The organism is Tuberibacillus sp. Marseille-P3662 (assembly GCF_900178005.1).
GTDB lineage: Bacteria > Bacillota > Bacilli > Bacillales > Sporolactobacillaceae > Marseille-P3662.
On sequence record NZ_FXBS01000005.1, the window covers coordinates 264,345 to 280,253 of the forward strand.

The 15,909-nt window shown below is 43.9% G+C and carries 10 protein-coding genes; 8 read left to right on the forward strand and 2 right to left on the reverse strand.

The genetic code is table 11. The features are described from left to right. Positions 1 to 243: 243 nt before the first annotated feature. Positions 244 to 1,971 (reverse strand): methyl-accepting chemotaxis protein, encoded by a 1,728-nt coding sequence (locus B9Y89_RS07395; protein ID WP_085522595.1) that lies wholly within the window; start codon positions 1,969 to 1,971, stop codon positions 244 to 246. A gap of 166 nt (positions 1,972 to 2,137) precedes the next feature. Here B9Y89_RS07395 and B9Y89_RS07400 point away from each other — a divergent pair, with 166 nt between their 5' ends. Continuing rightward, a complete protein-coding gene (locus B9Y89_RS07400; protein ID WP_085522596.1) occupies positions 2,138 to 3,628 on the forward strand; it encodes a Na+/H+ antiporter NhaC family protein in 1,491 nt (496 codons plus the stop codon). Positions 3,629 to 3,779: 151 nt separating this feature from the next. On the opposite strand, the gene cls is transcribed toward B9Y89_RS07400, so the two are convergent. Beyond that, positions 3,780 to 4,985: a cardiolipin synthase gene (gene cls / locus B9Y89_RS07405; RefSeq protein ID WP_085522597.1), complete on the reverse strand. Its 1,206-nt coding sequence runs from the start codon at positions 4,983 to 4,985 to the stop codon at positions 3,780 to 3,782. A gap of 204 nt (positions 4,986 to 5,189) precedes the next feature. On the opposite strand from cls, the gene B9Y89_RS07410 reads away from it, so the two are divergent. From B9Y89_RS07410 to icmF, 7 genes are all read left to right on the forward strand, one after another. Further along, entirely contained in the window at positions 5,190 to 7,307 is a 2,118-nt protein-coding gene (locus B9Y89_RS07410; RefSeq protein WP_085522598.1) for a (Fe-S)-binding protein, read from the forward strand. 116 nt (positions 7,308 to 7,423) lie between these two features. After that, a complete protein-coding gene (locus tag B9Y89_RS07415) occupies positions 7,424 to 8,602 on the forward strand; it encodes an acetyl-CoA C-acetyltransferase (protein WP_085522599.1) in 1,179 nt (392 codons plus the stop codon). A 33-nt stretch (positions 8,603 to 8,635) separates the two neighbouring features. Further along, entirely contained in the window at positions 8,636 to 9,490 is an 855-nt protein-coding gene (locus B9Y89_RS07420; protein ID WP_085522600.1) for a 3-hydroxybutyryl-CoA dehydrogenase, read from the forward strand. Between the two features lie 11 nt (positions 9,491 to 9,501). Then, positions 9,502 to 10,641, forward strand: coding sequence for an acyl-CoA dehydrogenase (locus B9Y89_RS07425; protein ID WP_085522601.1), 1,140 nt, complete (start codon positions 9,502 to 9,504; stop codon positions 10,639 to 10,641). Between the two features lie 24 nt (positions 10,642 to 10,665). Further along, entirely contained in the window at positions 10,666 to 11,808 is a 1,143-nt protein-coding gene (locus B9Y89_RS07430) for an acyl-CoA dehydrogenase (RefSeq protein ID WP_085522602.1), read from the forward strand. 10 nt (positions 11,809 to 11,818) lie between these two features. Continuing rightward, the gene (locus B9Y89_RS07435) at positions 11,819 to 12,442 is read left to right on the forward strand and encodes a TetR/AcrR family transcriptional regulator (protein ID WP_085522603.1); all 624 of its coding nucleotides are present in this window, start codon (positions 11,819 to 11,821) and stop codon (positions 12,440 to 12,442) included. 16 nt (positions 12,443 to 12,458) lie between these two features. After that, a complete protein-coding gene (gene icmF, locus B9Y89_RS07440; protein ID WP_085522604.1) occupies positions 12,459 to 15,734 on the forward strand; it encodes a fused isobutyryl-CoA mutase/GTPase IcmF in 3,276 nt (1,091 codons plus the stop codon). The last annotated feature ends 175 nt before the right edge of the window (positions 15,735 to 15,909 follow it).

Sequence of the window (15,909 nt, forward strand, 5' to 3'; positions counted from 1 at the left end):
GTGACTATCGAGTCATAATAAAACTGTTAAGTCATAAGCACAAAGGAAATCATAAATGACTATATGGTCAATTGTCAATAGATATTGACTAAATCATTGTAAAGATTGCTGATATAAAGCGGTTTCACAGTGTGACTATACGGTCGAATTGTTCGTGAATCTGTAACAGACTCGCCCAAAGGAGTGATTTGTCCCATAGAAAAACGCTTGGATTCATCCAAGCGTTTTTGATCAGGTGGAGATCTAGAGTTTAAAGTTTTGAACGGTGTTGTTTAAATCTTCCGCTAGTTTGGACAAAGCGTCGGCGCTTGATTTGATTTCTTCCATCGTGCTGTTGGTTTGTTGAACCGATGCTGAAGTTTGTTCAATGCCTGCGGATGTTTGTTCAGAAATGGCGGCAATGCTGTCGACAGAGTCATTAATATCTTGACCGTTTGTCGCTGCTGCCGAAAGATTGGTGGTCATGGATTGGATGCGCTCAGCCATTTTATTGAGATTATTGTGAATCGTACTAAAGGCGCTGCCCGTTTCCTCAATTTGTTCCGAACCTTTTTCGACCTGTTGGTAGCCGTCCTTTAAGGACTCAGTCATCTCAGAGGCTTCTTTTTGTAAATCGGTAACGATACTTGTGATGTCTTTAACGGAATTAGAGACTTCCTCCGATAATTTTTGGATTTCACTAGCGACAACTGCAAAGCCGCGACCGTGTTCACCAGCTCTTGCGGCTTCAATTGAAGCATTAAGCGCAAGCAAGTTGGTTTGTTCAGAGATCTTCTGGATCACTTGAACAAGTTTGGAAATATCATTGGTTCGTTCATTAAAGCCAGTTAACTGATCGACGGACGCCTTAACCAATTGATAAATCACTTGCATTTGTTTTTCGGAGTCATTCATTAAGGAAGACCCCTTTTCTGTCATTTCTAAAACTTCATCAGAATAAGACTGCATGAATTGGCTATTTTCATGTTCACTTTCGATTTTTTCCATGAAATCATTCATATTTTTGACCATGTCTTGGGTGGTGGCCGACTGCTCTTGAGTGCCTGATGATAATTCTTGCATGGTGGTCGCAATTTGGTTGCTGCCCGAACTGACTTCGCTGGCAGATTGTGCTAGTTCTTCACTGTTACCACTCACATCAGTCGATGCCTGATTGATGCGATTCACGATGTCCCTTAGGCTTGTCAGCATTTGATTAATCGCTATTGATAATTCACCCAACTCATCTTTGCCCTGGACATCAATTTGTTCCGTCGCAAGGTTACCTGCGGCGATATCTTTAGATGTGCCAATAGCTTTATTTAGTGTCCTTTTAACTAGACGATTCACGAAAATGAGGACGGCAATACCGAAAATAAGTGAAATGATGATCGAACTAAATAGGGCAATATATGTACCTGTGACATTTCCTGTGACTTGGTTAACAGCTTGATCCCGCTGTTGGTTAACGATCGTTCGAAGCTCTTCCAGTAAGTCAACCGTATTCCGGCGTATTTCATTGGCATCCATACGGAATGATGAGGCCTTGACCAGCTCACCGTCGTCAACAGCGGGAGCTATTTTTTCAAGAAAAAGCGTGTTTATTTTTTTGTCATTGGCTGTAATTTTCTTAAATAATTGACGTTGTTTCTTCGTATCCATTTTCGGCTTCACGCGTGCTTCCAGTTTGTTAAAGGTTTTGCGTTCGGCTTCAAAATCTTCAGTTAGTGATGCACTCGGACGTTTTAAATAATCAGAAATATGAGCGTCCTTTGACCGGATGAGCGACCCCATGGACGTGACATCAATGGCTCTTTGCCCGCGCCGCTCTAATGCGGAGACACTTCCTTGAATATTAGCAAGAAACACAGAGATGATGGCGCTTGAGACAGCGAATAACAAAATAGTTATCACAAAAGCGGATGCGTATTTTTGTCCGATCTTTAAATCCTTCCAACGGAACTTTTTAAATTTCTGCAAGAATTTAAGCATGCTTGCCCCCCTAGAATCAATTTCTTTATATATATCGGCGCCGTTTTAGAAAAGTTTAGACATCAACTGACATAAATTATCAAAAATCTGTGTTCTAGAGGGGACTATGATTCGGTATGTATGTTATATTAGTAAGAAATTATTTTAATAGGTTTGGGGTGATAGAATGACGGATCAATCGATGGATGAAGCGGTAGGAGAGAAAGAAGTAGGTCAGCTTAAGTTTCGTGGCGGGACGTTTATGGCCGCTTTACCGCTGGCCTTTTTTGTGGTTTGGGCAATTGTTCTGAGTGTTCAAGGCCTTATTACGGAACAGGCGCTGGTACTAGGTATTGTCATCGGTCTTGGTATTGGACTGCTTTTTTGCAAATCAAAATGGGCGGATTATGCTCAGAGCTTGTTTTCAGGCATGGCTCAACCCGTTGGTGTGGTCGCGGTTATTGCTTGGTTTTGGGCAGGGATGTTTGCTAAGATGCTACAAACCGGAGGGCTTGTGGACGGACTGATTTGGTTTGGCTTTATTACTAACATGTCAGGTGGATTGTTTGTCGGTTTGACCTTTGTTTTGGCTGCCCTCTTTGCAACAGCTGTTGGAACTGGTTATGGGACGGTCTCTGCATTTGGTATATTGATGTATCCTGCTGGTATCGCCCTTGGAGCTGACCCTGTCTTAATGTTAGCAGCGATCCTAAGTGGAGCGGTGTTTGGTGATAACCTGGCACCCGTATCCGATACGACAATTGTGTCAGCAACCACCCAAGAAACGGATGTGCCTGGTGTCGTTCGGTCACGGTTTAAATACTCAATCATAGCTGCAGTGCCGTCATTGATTTTATTTGTTATTTTCGGCGGTGGCGGTTCAGCAGAAAACTTAGCGGCGGTTGCACAATTGAAAAGTCAAGTGTCTCCGAACGGTTTATTGCTTTTAATTCCATTTATTCTTGTCATATTTCTAGCGCTAAAAGGTCATCATTTATTAACATCATTGACATGGGGAATCATCGTCTCCTTTTTCTTTATCCTGTTCGCAGGTGTTCCTTTGAAAGAGGTTTTATATATTCACATGAATAACAGTGGTTCACCAGTTGTTGAAGGTGCTTTGATTGAAGGAATTACAGGCTACTTTAATATGGCGCTCTTAATTTTATTTATATTAGCGGCGGCTTACTTACTAGAAGCAGCGGGTACAATGGAGGCTATCAAAGCCTTCTTTATGAAAATGATTAATAATGTTGTTCGCCGGGCAGAACTGACTATTTTTGGTATTGTGGCATTCTTGAATGTGTTTATAACGATTAATACCGCATCAGAAATCGCGGCCGCACCTTTTGTTCGCCGGTTGGGCAAAGAATATAATATCCATCCGTACCGACGAGCTAATTTTCTTGATACCATTTCATCCTCACTTGGTTATATTTTTCCGTGGAGTGCTGGGGTGTTACTTGCTTGGAGTACGATAAAAACAGCAGCTCAGGATTTTGATTTCATCACCGTTGTTAATCCGTCTCAAGTATTCCCGTTTGTCTTTCAGGGCTGGGGGCTCATGATCGTCATGCTGATTGCGGCGTTGACAGGATGGGGACTTCGTTTCCAAGGCAAGAATGGTGAAGCGGTCAAACGTAAGGACTTACCCAATGAAGGCAAGGAACTATCATGATAGAGGCTGACCAAGTTAGCTGAGGCCGTGGCAAGCGAGGGATTTTGACGAAGCATAACAAAAATGACTATTTTAACCAATCCTCCGAACGGATTAATATACAAGTTCGGAGGATGCTGTGACTAATATCCTTTTGTTCCAGCGACTCTATCTATAAAAAAGGGGACAACAGCGCGGATGCTTGTGTTTTAAGCTTTTGTATCCACGTGCGTTGTTCGAGATTTTCTTGTGTTACTTCGACAGATTGGGCCAAATCCTTTTTGGTCATTAAGTCAATTTTTTTGATTAGATTCTTATCATAAATGAAGCCGTTGATCTCTACATTCCAAAATAGACTCCGCTTATCAAAATTAGAGGTGCCTAGATAGCAGTTTACCTTGTCAACAATGAATACTTTGGCGTGGTAAAAGCCTTGATAAAAGTGAAAGATGCGTGCTCCTTTGTTCACGAGCGGTGTGAGATACTTATAAGAAGCAGGTTTGACGCATGGATGATCCTTCTTAAGCGGTAGCAGGATTGTTATCTGGACGCCTTGTTTTAATTTCTCTAGCAATAGGTTGAGGAGTCTTTGGCTTGGGATGAAATAAGGTGAGCCGATGAAAATCGTTTCCTGTGCCCGGCTTAAATGGTCAATAAATTCATCCTCCAGATCCTTGCCATACGTCGATACCAAACGCATTTCCGATTGACCGGTTTTCTCCAATATATCCGGCCTTTTGGAGTTCAGTTTTTCATTCGTCGCGCCTTCCCAATCACGCGTGAATTGGTCGTATAAATCAATGATCCCTTCACCGGATAACTTCAAATGATAATCCCGCCAGTCTCCAAACTTAGGTGCTTTTCCCAAATACTCATCACCCACGTTAAATCCGCCGTAATAACCAGTTTTACCGTCTAGAATTGCGATTTTACAATGGTTACGGCAATTTAAGTGATAAAAAAAGTAAGGGAATTTTGCTTTTGCGGTAAACGCAATCTCAATACCGGCAGCGGTTAATTCCTTTTGGGTTCTTTTAGAGAAGGCAAAGCTCCCCAGCTTATCCAAAAGTAACCGGACTCTAACCCCTTCCTGAGCTTTTCTTTTCATTAACTGGATCATCTCTTGACCTAATGAATCCTCTCGAAAAATGAAAAATTCAATATGAACGTAGTCCTGCGATTGGCTGATATCTTCTTTAAACGTATCAAAAAAACGCCTTCCATCCATAAATAAATCAATATTACTATGGCGGCTGGGTGGCTTGAAAAAAGGTCTTGTATGTTGATGGGTTTTAAACCCGAGATACAAATCAAGCATGATACCGAATAAAGTTAATATAATGATTAACAGAATCGCTAAAATGATGGTGAGAATCAACGGCAAATCCTCCTTAGAGGAACAAAGTCTATTGATTAGTTTCCCCGATCAGAAAAATTTTATGAAATCATGATTTTTTCTGACTGAATGCTCACTCATTTTTTAAAATGTATGTTATAATAACTAACAGAATATTAATCCCATTCAGATATGTATGGGCTTGCAAAAAAGCAATTTTGACTTCTAGTGAAAGGGGATGAATGAATGAACACCTTATTGTTGTTAAATTGGTTGCTGTTCCTAGGAATAACGGGTTATGGAATTTACTTATTTACCCATGTTGTGAAAACACGTTATGAATTCATTAAACTGGGGCAAAAAGCTGAATGGGATCAAACGGTTAAAGAGCGGTTGAAAAACATAGGTATTTACGTTTTCGGCCAAAAGAAATTACTTAAGGATAAGAAAAGCGGCAGTATTCATGTCATGATGTTCTATGGATTCTTATTAGTCCAATTTGGGGCTATAGACTTGATTTGGAAAGGATTAGATCCAGGCGGTCATTTGCCGTTTGGTCCAATTTATCCAGGTTTTGTCTTTTTTCAAGAACTTGTGACGTTGATGATTCTCGTTGCGGTTGTTTGGGCATTTTATCGCCGCTATGTGGAAAAATTAGTGAGGTTGAAGCGGGGATTTAAAGCCGGTCTTGTATTACTATTTATTGCGGTTCTCATGTTTTCCGTGCTATTTTCCAATGGTATGGAGATGATCGTTTCAGGCCTTGAATATACTTGGACAGCACCAATGGCGTCTTGCGTTGCGTTTGTATTCCAATGGTTGCCGGTGTCGGTGGCACAGGGGCTCTTCTACGCTTTCTGGTGGGTTCACTTACTGACACTATTATCATTTATGATCTACGTCCCGCAATCAAAGCATGCGCACTTGATTTTCGGCCCGGCCAATGTCTATTTAGGCCGCACCCATGAAGTTGGGCGCCTTAAGTCGATTGATTTTGAGGATGAATCGCAGGAGACTTTTGGTGTCAACCACATTACGGAATTTCAGGAAAGTCAGTTGATCGACCTTTATGCTTGTGTGGAATGTGGCCGTTGTACCAACGTTTGTCCGGCAACTGGAACTGGTAAAATGTTGTCACCGATGGATTTGATTGTTCGATTGCGTGATCATCTGACGGAATACGGGGCTTCAGTAACGTCACGATCTCCCTGGATGCCTGCCTATGCTTTTGGTCATACCAAAGGTAATCAGTTGGCCGCAGGTGGAAGCGGTAACAATTCGAATGATGAGGTCGCTGCATCCGTTGAGGCACCGCCGGAGGGGATTATTGGCAATGTGATCACTGAGGAAGAGATCTGGGCGTGTACAACATGCCGAAATTGTGAGGATCAATGTCCGGTGATGAACGAGCACGTGGATAAAATTATTGATTTGCGTCGTTATCTTGTCTTAACCGAAGGAAAAATGGATCAAGATACTCAGCGCGCGATGACGAATATCGAACGTCAAGGCAATCCTTGGGGACTGAGTAAAAAGGAACGCGAAGACTGGCGCGACGGCCGTGACGACATTGAAGTCAAGACGGTTAAAGAAATGAAAAAGAATGAGGAATCATTTGATTATCTTTTCTGGGTCGGTTCGATGGATTCTTACGATAATCGCAGCCAAAAAATTGCTCAGTCGTTTGCGAAGGTCATGAATGAAGCGGGGATCCGTTTCGCTATTTTGGGTAACAAAGAGAAAAATTCGGGGGATACGCCAAGACGGATGGGCAATGAATTTTTATTTCAAGAGCTTGCGGAGCAAAACATCCAGACGTTTGAGAAAAACGGCGTCAAGAAGATTGTCACCACAGACCCGCATGCTTATAACACATTTAAAAATGAATACCCTGAATTTGGTATGGAAGGCATTGACGTTTACCATCATACGGAATTGATTGCTGAATGGATCAAAGACGGTTTGATCAAGCCGAAATATTCCGTTAATGAACGGATTACGTATCATGATTCTTGTTATCTAGGACGTTATAATGAAGTTTACGATCCGCCGCGTGACATTTTAAAGGCGATTCCGGGTGTCGAACTCGTGGAGATGGAACGAAATCGAGAAACAGGCATGTGCTGCGGGGCCGGCGGCGGCCTTATGTGGACCGAAGAAGATACTGGCAGCCGCATTAACGTAGCACGCACGGAGCAGGCAATTGACGTCAATCCAACAGTGATCAGCAGCGCTTGTCCTTATTGCTTAACGATGATGAGTGATGGAACGAAAGCAAAAGAAAAAGACGAGGAAATTAGCACATATGACGTGGCTGAGCTTGTTGACCGTTCTCTTAGTTCCCCTGAGAAGGCAGCCGTTTAATGCTCTAATCAGATGCTCCCGCGAAGGGCGGGAGCCTGTTAACGGATGTTTTCTGAGCGAGCGTTCAATCAGATAATTATTTTTGCAAGCGTTTACTTATTTAGGAGGTTATATGAATGACAAAGACAGTGATCGTTGGTGCTAAACGATCGCCTTTTGGAAAATTAGGCGGAGCGTTGAGTTCAAAGTCCGCCGTCCAATTGGGCGGACAGGTGATTCAAGCAGCTTTAGAGCAATCACAGGTATCAGCACAGACAATAGATGAAGTTATTATGGGGATGGTCCTTCAAGGTGGGCAAGGGCAAATCCCTTCAAGGCAGGCTGCGCGCAGCGCGGGTCTTCCATGGGAGATTAAAACGGAGACCATTAATAAAGTTTGTGCATCGGGACTTCGCAGTGTTTCTCTAGGTGATCAAATTATTCGCGCCGGTGATGCGGGGACAATTGTCGCGGGCGGCATGGAATCTATGAGTCAAGCGCCTTATGTTCTGCCGAAAGCGCGCTGGGGATACCGTATGGGGGATGCATCGGTTATTGATCTTATGGTCCACGACGGATTGACGTGTGCTTTTAATCAGGTTCACATGGGGATTTACGGAAGCGGCACAGCCGAGAAATACGCCATCACCCGCGAGGAACAAGATAGTTGGGCCTATCGCAGTCAGCAAAAGGCAGCGGAAGCGATTGATGCGGGACGCCTCACTGAAGAAATCACTCCGGTTGAAGTCCCGCAGCGTAAAGGTGAGCCTATAATTGTCGATACGGATGAGGCCGTCCGCCGAAATACCACTTTAGAACAACTCTCTGCACTGAAACCGGCGTTTAGCCACGACGGCACCATTACGGCAGGCAATGCTCCCGGTGTTAACGATGGCGCTGGCGCCCTTGTGCTTATGGAAGGAGACGCGGCTCGCGAACAAGGTAAAGACGTCCTTGCCACAATTGTGGGTCATGCTGAGGTTGCGGTGGATGCCGAAGATTTCCCGGAAACACCTGGTCTTGTTATTAATGATTTGCTTACGAAAACAGGTCACAGCCTGGATGATATTGATCTATTTGAAATTAATGAAGCATTTGCTTCCGTCGCTCTAGCCAGCAAGGAAATTGCAAATCTCGATTCTGAAAAAATCAATGTGAATGGTGGCGCGGTAGCTATAGGTCACCCCATCGGCGCCAGTGGGGCGAGAATTTTAATGACACTGGTTTATGAATTGAAACGCCGCGGAGGTGGTCTAGGCATAGCCGCAATTTGTTCAGGCGGCGGGCAAGGAGACGCTATTTTAGTCGAGGTTTAAAGGTAACTCGGAAAATTATGGAGGGAATCTTATATGACACAAATCAATCGCGTCATGATAATCGGTGCTGGACAGATGGGAGCCGGCATTGCCCAAGTATTTGCGCAAGCAGGGTATCACGTCAGACTTTATGATAATCATACTGAAGCACTTAATAAAGGCATGACCCATATTAAAAGCCGGTTAAACCGGTTGGTAGAGAAAGGCAAAGCGACAGATGAAGACGTTCAGAATGCCCTCAATTATTTGCAGCCAGCCCGATCATTAAATGATGCCGGTCAAGTTGATTTGGTTGTTGAGGCCGCCGTCGAAAATATGGCCATCAAAACGCAAATTTTCAAGGAACTTGATCAAATCGCACCGGAGAAGGCTATATTGGCGACGAATACCAGTTCGTTACCTATCACTGAAGTCGCGGCGGCAACGAATCGTCCGGGTCAGGTCATCGGTATGCATTTTATGAACCCTGTTCCTGTTATGAAATTAGTAGAAGTTATTAGAGGGTTAGCTACGACAGACGAAACGTTTGCGACGGTTAGACAAATAGCAGAATCTCTGGGGAAAACACCGGTGGATGTCAGCGACTCTCCCGGTTTTGCTTCCAACCGCATTCTCATGCCGATGATTAATGAAGCTGTTTTTGCCTTATATGAAGGGGTCGCATCACCCGAAGATCTTGATAAAGTCATGAAATTGGGGGCAAATCATCCGATGGGCCCGTTAACGTTGGCTGATTTTATTGGCCTTGATACCTGCCTTTATATTATGGAAGTCCTGCATGAAGGGTTAGGCGATGATAAATACCGTCCATGTCCATTGTTAAGAAAATACGTGAAAGCTGGATGGCTCGGTAAAAAGACGGGCAAAGGCTTTTACGATTACAAATAGGGTGATTTGATATGCATCTGAAATGGACCGATGAGGAACAAATGATGCGAAAAATGGTTCGTGATTTTACTCAAAAGGAAGTTGCGCCGCTTGCGGATAACATCGATGAAACGGATACCTACCCCGTATCCTTAATCAGAAAAATGGGCTCGCTCGGTCTAATGGGTATCCCAATACCGGAGGAACATGGCGGGGCAGGCATGGACTTCACATCATACATCATAGCCATTCATGAATTGTCTAAGGTTAGTGCAACGATGGGCGTAATTCTATCAGTGCATACCTCAGTCGGAACGCACCCGATTTTATCCTATGGCAACGAACAACAAAAAAACGCTTATGTTCCAAAACTGGCGTCCGGTGAGTTAGTTGGTGCGTTTGGTTTAACAGAGCCGGGCGCCGGATCGGATGCTGCTGCGCTCAGCTGTCGAGCGAAGAGAGATGGTCATGACTACATTTTAAACGGATCAAAGGTATTTATCACAAATGGTGAGGCGGCTGATACATTTGTTGTGTTCGCCACGCTTGATCCGGACCAAGGCAAAGACGCCATTACCGCTTTCATCGTTGAAAAAGGTATGTCCGGTTTCACTGTGACAGGGAAGGAAAGAAAGATGGGACTCAATGGCTCTGGTACCGTAGGTCTGCAATTTGATGATGCTAGGGTTCCAGCCGCAAATAGGCTAGGTCGTGAAGGGGAAGGCTTTCAAATTGCCATGTCCAATTTAAATATTGGACGTATCGGTATTGCAGCCCAAGCACTCGGCATTGCTGAAGGTGCCCTGGAATATGCGCGCGATTACGCTCAGAAACGCTGGCAGTTTGGCAAGTCTATTTCGAAGCAACAAGGGATCGGCTTTAAGTTAGCGGATATGTCCACCCAAATTGAGGCTGCGAGGTTACTTGTGTACCAAGCAGCAGCATTGGTTGAAAGCGATATCACATGTACGAAAGAGGCATCCATGGCAAAACTATTGGCTTCACAAACGGCAGTTAGTGTGACCACCGAAGCGATTCAAGTCTTAGGCGGTTATGGTTATACCAAAGATTACCCCGTGGAGCGATTTTTTCGGGATGCTAAAGTGACAGAAATCTATGAAGGTACGAGTGAAATTCAGCGGATTGTTATTGGTCGTGAGCTGACCAAGTAAATATCGAAAAAGGAGACAGAATACATGAACTTTCAACTTTCCGAAGAACACGAGATGCTGCGAAAAATGGTGCGTGATTTTGCCAAAAATGAGGTGGAGCCGACAGCTGCTGAACGCGATGAAGAAGAGCGCTTTGACCGTGAGCTATTTGACAAAATGGCAGAGCTCGGTCTTACCGGGATTCCATGGTCTGAGGCTTACGGCGGCATTGGTTCTGATTATTTAAGCTATGTGATTGCCGTTGAAGAATTATCCAGAGTCTGTGCCTCCACCGGCGTAACCTTATCTGCCCACACGTCTTTAGCGAGTTGGCCAATTTATCAGTTTGGTAACGAATGGCAAAAACAAACATACCTCAGAGCCTTGGCAACCGGCGAAAAACTTGGCGCCTATGGCTTGACCGAACCTGGGGCGGGTTCAGATGCCGGTGCAATGCAAACGACAGCCAAACAAGATGGCGATTATTATATTATTAATGGCAATAAAGTTTTTACGACAAATGCCGGTGAAGCCGATATTTATGTCGTATTTGCTGTTACTGATCCGGAATCACAGCAACAAGGAACGAGTGCTTTTATTATTGAAAAAAACACACCAGGATTCTATATGGGTAAAAAGGAGAAAAAGCTAGGCATCCGTTCGTCCCCGACGATGGAACTTATTTTCGAAGATTGCCGGGTACCTAAGGAAAACCTTTTAGGCACAGAAGGTGATGGGTTTAAAATTGCGATGATGACATTAGATGGCGGACGCAATGGCATTGCCGCTCAAGCTGTCGGCATCGCTCAGGGAGCCCTAGATAAGGCCGTGGATTATGCTAAAGAACGGAAACAATTCGGCAAATCCATTGGCAAACAACAAGGGATCGGCTTCAAACTTGCTGATATGGCAACAAAGGTTGAGGCCTCTCGCCTATTAACCTATCAAGCGGCTTGGTTGGAAGGTGCGGGTGAGGCTTACGGTCAGGCTTCGGCTATGTCAAAGTTATTCGCCGGGGATACGGCCATGGAAGTGACAACAGACGCAGTCCAAGTATTTGGCGGTTATGGTTATACAAAGGATTACCCTGTGGAGCGCTACATGCGTGATGCAAAAATTACACAAATCTATGAGGGGACGAATGAGATTCAACGTCTGGTTATTTCTAGATATCTTATGAAAGCGTAGGTTGTTCATGATGGATAGTAAAAACGTCGATACATCCGTTAAAGATCGAAGACTTGTACAAAAACGTCGCGAGCAGATGATTAAAGCCGGGGTCAAATTATTTACCGATAAGGGGTTTCACCGGACGACAACGCGAGAAATTGCTCGCGAAGCCGGTTTTAGCATTGGCACATTATATGAATATATCCGTTCAAAAGAAGATGTTCTCTACCTTGTCTGTGATGATATTTATACACGAGTGAAACAAGGTTTAGAAAAACAGATCGACTTTAGTGGGGATCCGTGGTCAGCTTTGCGGCAAGCCATTCAAAATTACATTTACGTGATTGACGAACTTCAAGACGAGGTCCTCGTTATGTATCAGGAAACCAAGTCATTGTCCAAAGAGGCGTTACCTTATGTTCTTAATAAAGAACGTGAAATGGCGGTCATTTTTGAAAACATTTTAAAACGATGTGTTGACCTGGGCGTTCTCCATATCGACCAAGAATGGCGTGCCTTCCATGCCCAGCAAATTTTGGTTCAATGCCAGATGTGGACGTTTCGCCGATGGGCTGTTCAAACGCAATTTACACTTGAACAGTTTGCGACAAAGCAAGTTCATTCGCTGCTGCAGAGTATCAAACCGGCTTAAAGGAGGAGAATCATCAATGTCACAACCACAAATGTACCAACCAAAAAACCATGTCAGATTTGTCACCGCGTCGAGTTTGTTTGATGGTCATGATGTTTCCATCAATATTATGAGGCGGATATTACAATCAGGGGGCGCTGAGGTCATTCATCTTGGACACAATCGATCTGTTGAGGAAGTTGTGAATGCGGCGATTCAGGAGGATGCACAAGGTATAGCCATTTCATCTTACCAAGGCGGTCATGTGGAATATTTTAAATACATGTATGACTTGCTTCAGGAACGTGATGCCAAGCATATCCGCATCTATGGCGGCGGTGGCGGGGTGATTATTCCCGAGGAAATTAAAGAATTGCATGATTATGGTATTGCCTGGATTTTTTCACCAGAGGATGGGCGCAAATATGGTCTTCAAGGTATGATTAGTCTCATGTTAGAGGAATGTGACTTCCCAACTGTCACCCAAATTGAAAATGAATGGGAACAGGCACAAGAAGGCGATTATCGTGCCTTGTCACGCATCGTGACGATGGCTGAAAATGGCCTTAAGGCCCCCGAAGAAATGTCAGCTGCTTTAGAAACGGCTGGGCAGGGTCATCATAGCGATATTACTGCGCGGAAAACCCCCGTGATCGGGATTACGGGAACGGGGGGTGCCGGCAAAAGTTCATTAACGGATGAACTGGTTCGCCGGTTTATTAATCATTATCCCGAGAAAAAACTCGCGATTATTTCCGTCGATCCGACCAAACAAAAAACGGGTGGCGCTTTACTTGGCGATCGCATTCGCATGAACGCGATTCATCATCCAAATGTGTATATGCGATCGTTGGCTACAAGAAAATCGAAAACGGAGCTGTCAGCTGCTGTTCGCGATGCCATTCAAATGGTCAAAGCAGCCCCCTTTGACATGATTATTGTGGAAACAAGCGGGATCGGCCAAGGAGATGCGGAAATCACGGAAGTATCTGACGTCTCTATGTACGTCATGACAAGTGAATTTGGTGCACCCTCGCAACTTGAAAAAATTGATATGATTGATTTTGCAGATTTGATTGCAGTTAATAAATTTGACCAAAAAGGTTCCGAGGATGCCCAAAAAGAGGTGCAGAAACAGTATCAACGCGGTCACTTATTGTTTGATCAAGATCCAAAGGAGATGCCCGTTTATGGAACGATTGCCAGCCAGTTTAATGATGCGGGAACGAATATTTTATTTAGCGCTTTAATGAAAGCGGTAACAAATAATGTCGAATTGGATTGGGAGGTGCCGGATGCTCAAGCATTAACGGTCAAACGACAAAACGTTGTCATCCCGGCAGAACAAACGCACTATTTAAATGATATTGTTCGTACCGTTCGCAGCTATCACGAGTTGATTAAGCAAGAAGTGAAAGCAGCGCGGCGCTGTTTCCAAATTCAGGGCACCATCGAAGCGATGCAAAATATGAATCAGACCAATGATATTGACATAACTAAATTAGAGGATCTCAAGGCCAGTTGGTGGAACCAATTGCATCCTGATTCAAAGACAATTCTAGAAGGCTGGGATGATCTCAAAGATAGATATAAGCAGAAGACATTTACCGTTAATATCCGTGGCAAAGAAATTGTCAATGAGTTAACCACTCAAAGTTTATCTGGCCTGGACATCCCCAAAATCGCTTTGCCAAAATATGAGGACTGGGGCGAGATTCTACAATGGGTCTATAAAGAAAATGTTCCGGGTTCATTCCCTTATACTGCGGGTGTATTTCCGTTAAAACGCAAAGGTGAAGATCCGAAACGGCAATTTGCTGGTGAAGGTACGCCAGAGCGGACTAACCGGCGTTTTCATTATCTTTCTAAGGATGACGATGCCAAACGATTAAGCACCGCTTTTGACTCTGTAACGTTATACGGTGAAGATCCCGACCGCCGTCCTGATATCTACGGAAAAGTGGGTGAGAGCGGCGTCAGTATTTGTAATTTAGATGACATGAAGAAGCTTTATGCCGGTTTTGATTTATGTGCACCATCAACCTCGGTATCGATGACGATTAATGGTCCGGCGCCGATCATACTCGCGATGTTTATGAATACCGCGATAGATCAACAGTTAGAAACATTCACAACGGATAACGGTCGAAAACCTACGGAGGTTGAAGCGGCTGAAATTAAAGCGGCAACGCTGCAGGTCGTTCGTGGTACTGTCCAAGCGGATATTTTAAAAGAAGATCAGGGTCAAAATACATGCATTTTCTCTACTGAATTTGCTTTGCGTCTCATGGGTGATATCCAACAATATTTCACAGACCATCAAGTGCGCAATTATTATTCGGTGTCAATCTCGGGTTATCATATTGCTGAAGCTGGTGCTAATCCGATTTCTCAGTTGGCCTTCACCCTCGCTAACGGATTCACCTATGTGGAGTATTACTTAAGCCGGGGCATGGCTATTGACGATTTTGCACCCAATTTGTCTTTCTTCTTTTCTAATGGCCTCGACCCTGAGTACACAGTAATTGGGCGCGTGGCCCGCAGGATTTGGTCGGTTGTCATGAAAAATAAGTATGGGGCCAATGAACGTAGCCAGAAGTTAAAGTATCATATCCAAACGTCGGGACGTTCTCTGCATGCCCAAGAAATGGACTTTAATGATATTCGCACAACGCTGCAAGCCCTTATGGCAATTTATGATAATTGTAACTCGCTTCATACCAACTCCTATGATGAAGCAGTGACCACTCCTTCGGAAGAATCGGTGCGCCGGGCGATGGCGATCCAAATGATTATCTCTAAAGAAATGGGTTGGGCTAAAAATGAAAATCCCCTTCAAGGGTCTTTCATTATTGATGAATTAACGGATCTTGTTGAAGAAGCGGTGCTAGCCGAATTTGATAGAATCAACCAACGCGGTGGTGTGCTCGGAGCGATGGAAGTTCAATATCAGCGCGGAAAGATTCAAGACGAATCGATGTATTATGAAATGCAAAAGCATAGCGGAGCATTGCCAATTGTTGGTGTTAACACTTACCTTAACCCGAACCAAACAGATGATTCTGAAGCTAACCAAGACCTCCAGTTAGCTCGAGCATCAAAAGAGGAAAAGGAGCAACAAATCAGCCATCTTAAAACGTTTCAGCAAATTCACGAAGACGAGTCAGAGGCTGCTCTTCATCGATTAAAGCAAGTAGCGCTGACTGAAGGCAATATTTTTGCAGAACTGATGGAAACGGTTAAAGTGGCTAGTCTTGGACAGATCACAAGGGCGCTCTATGACGTTGGAGGTCAATATCGCAGGAATATGTAACTGCATCGAGTGATATGTCTCGACCCTTGTTTTTATCCTTTAAGAATAAAAAACTGATTAAAGGACTTGATTTTTTTAGTCAACATGTTTAAAAATAATGATGACACTTTTTATTAAGCATAGTTTGAAGTAATTTGTCTATAATGGTGGATATATTAAGAACAGTTTGGACTGA

Excerpts from the sequence above, each read along its gene's own strand:
- B9Y89_RS07395 (WP_085522595.1), bottom strand. The coding sequence starts at position 1,971 with ATGCTTAAATTCTTGCAGAAATTTAAAAAGTTCCGTTGGAAGGATTTA.
- B9Y89_RS07400 (WP_085522596.1), top strand. The coding sequence starts at position 2,138 with ATGACGGATCAATCGATGGATGAAGCGGTAGGAGAGAAAGAAGTAGGT.
- B9Y89_RS07410 (WP_085522598.1), top strand. The coding sequence starts at position 5,190 with ATGAACACCTTATTGTTGTTAAATTGGTTGCTGTTCCTAGGAATAACG.
- B9Y89_RS07415 (WP_085522599.1), top strand. The coding sequence starts at position 7,424 with ATGACAAAGACAGTGATCGTTGGTGCTAAACGATCGCCTTTTGGAAAA.
- B9Y89_RS07420 (WP_085522600.1), top strand. The coding sequence starts at position 8,636 with ATGACACAAATCAATCGCGTCATGATAATCGGTGCTGGACAGATGGGA.
- B9Y89_RS07425 (WP_085522601.1), top strand. The coding sequence starts at position 9,502 with ATGCATCTGAAATGGACCGATGAGGAACAAATGATGCGAAAAATGGTT.
- B9Y89_RS07430 (WP_085522602.1), top strand. The coding sequence starts at position 10,666 with ATGAACTTTCAACTTTCCGAAGAACACGAGATGCTGCGAAAAATGGTG.
- B9Y89_RS07435 (WP_085522603.1), top strand. The coding sequence starts at position 11,819 with ATGGATAGTAAAAACGTCGATACATCCGTTAAAGATCGAAGACTTGTA.
- icmF (WP_085522604.1), top strand. The coding sequence starts at position 12,459 with ATGTCACAACCACAAATGTACCAACCAAAAAACCATGTCAGATTTGTC.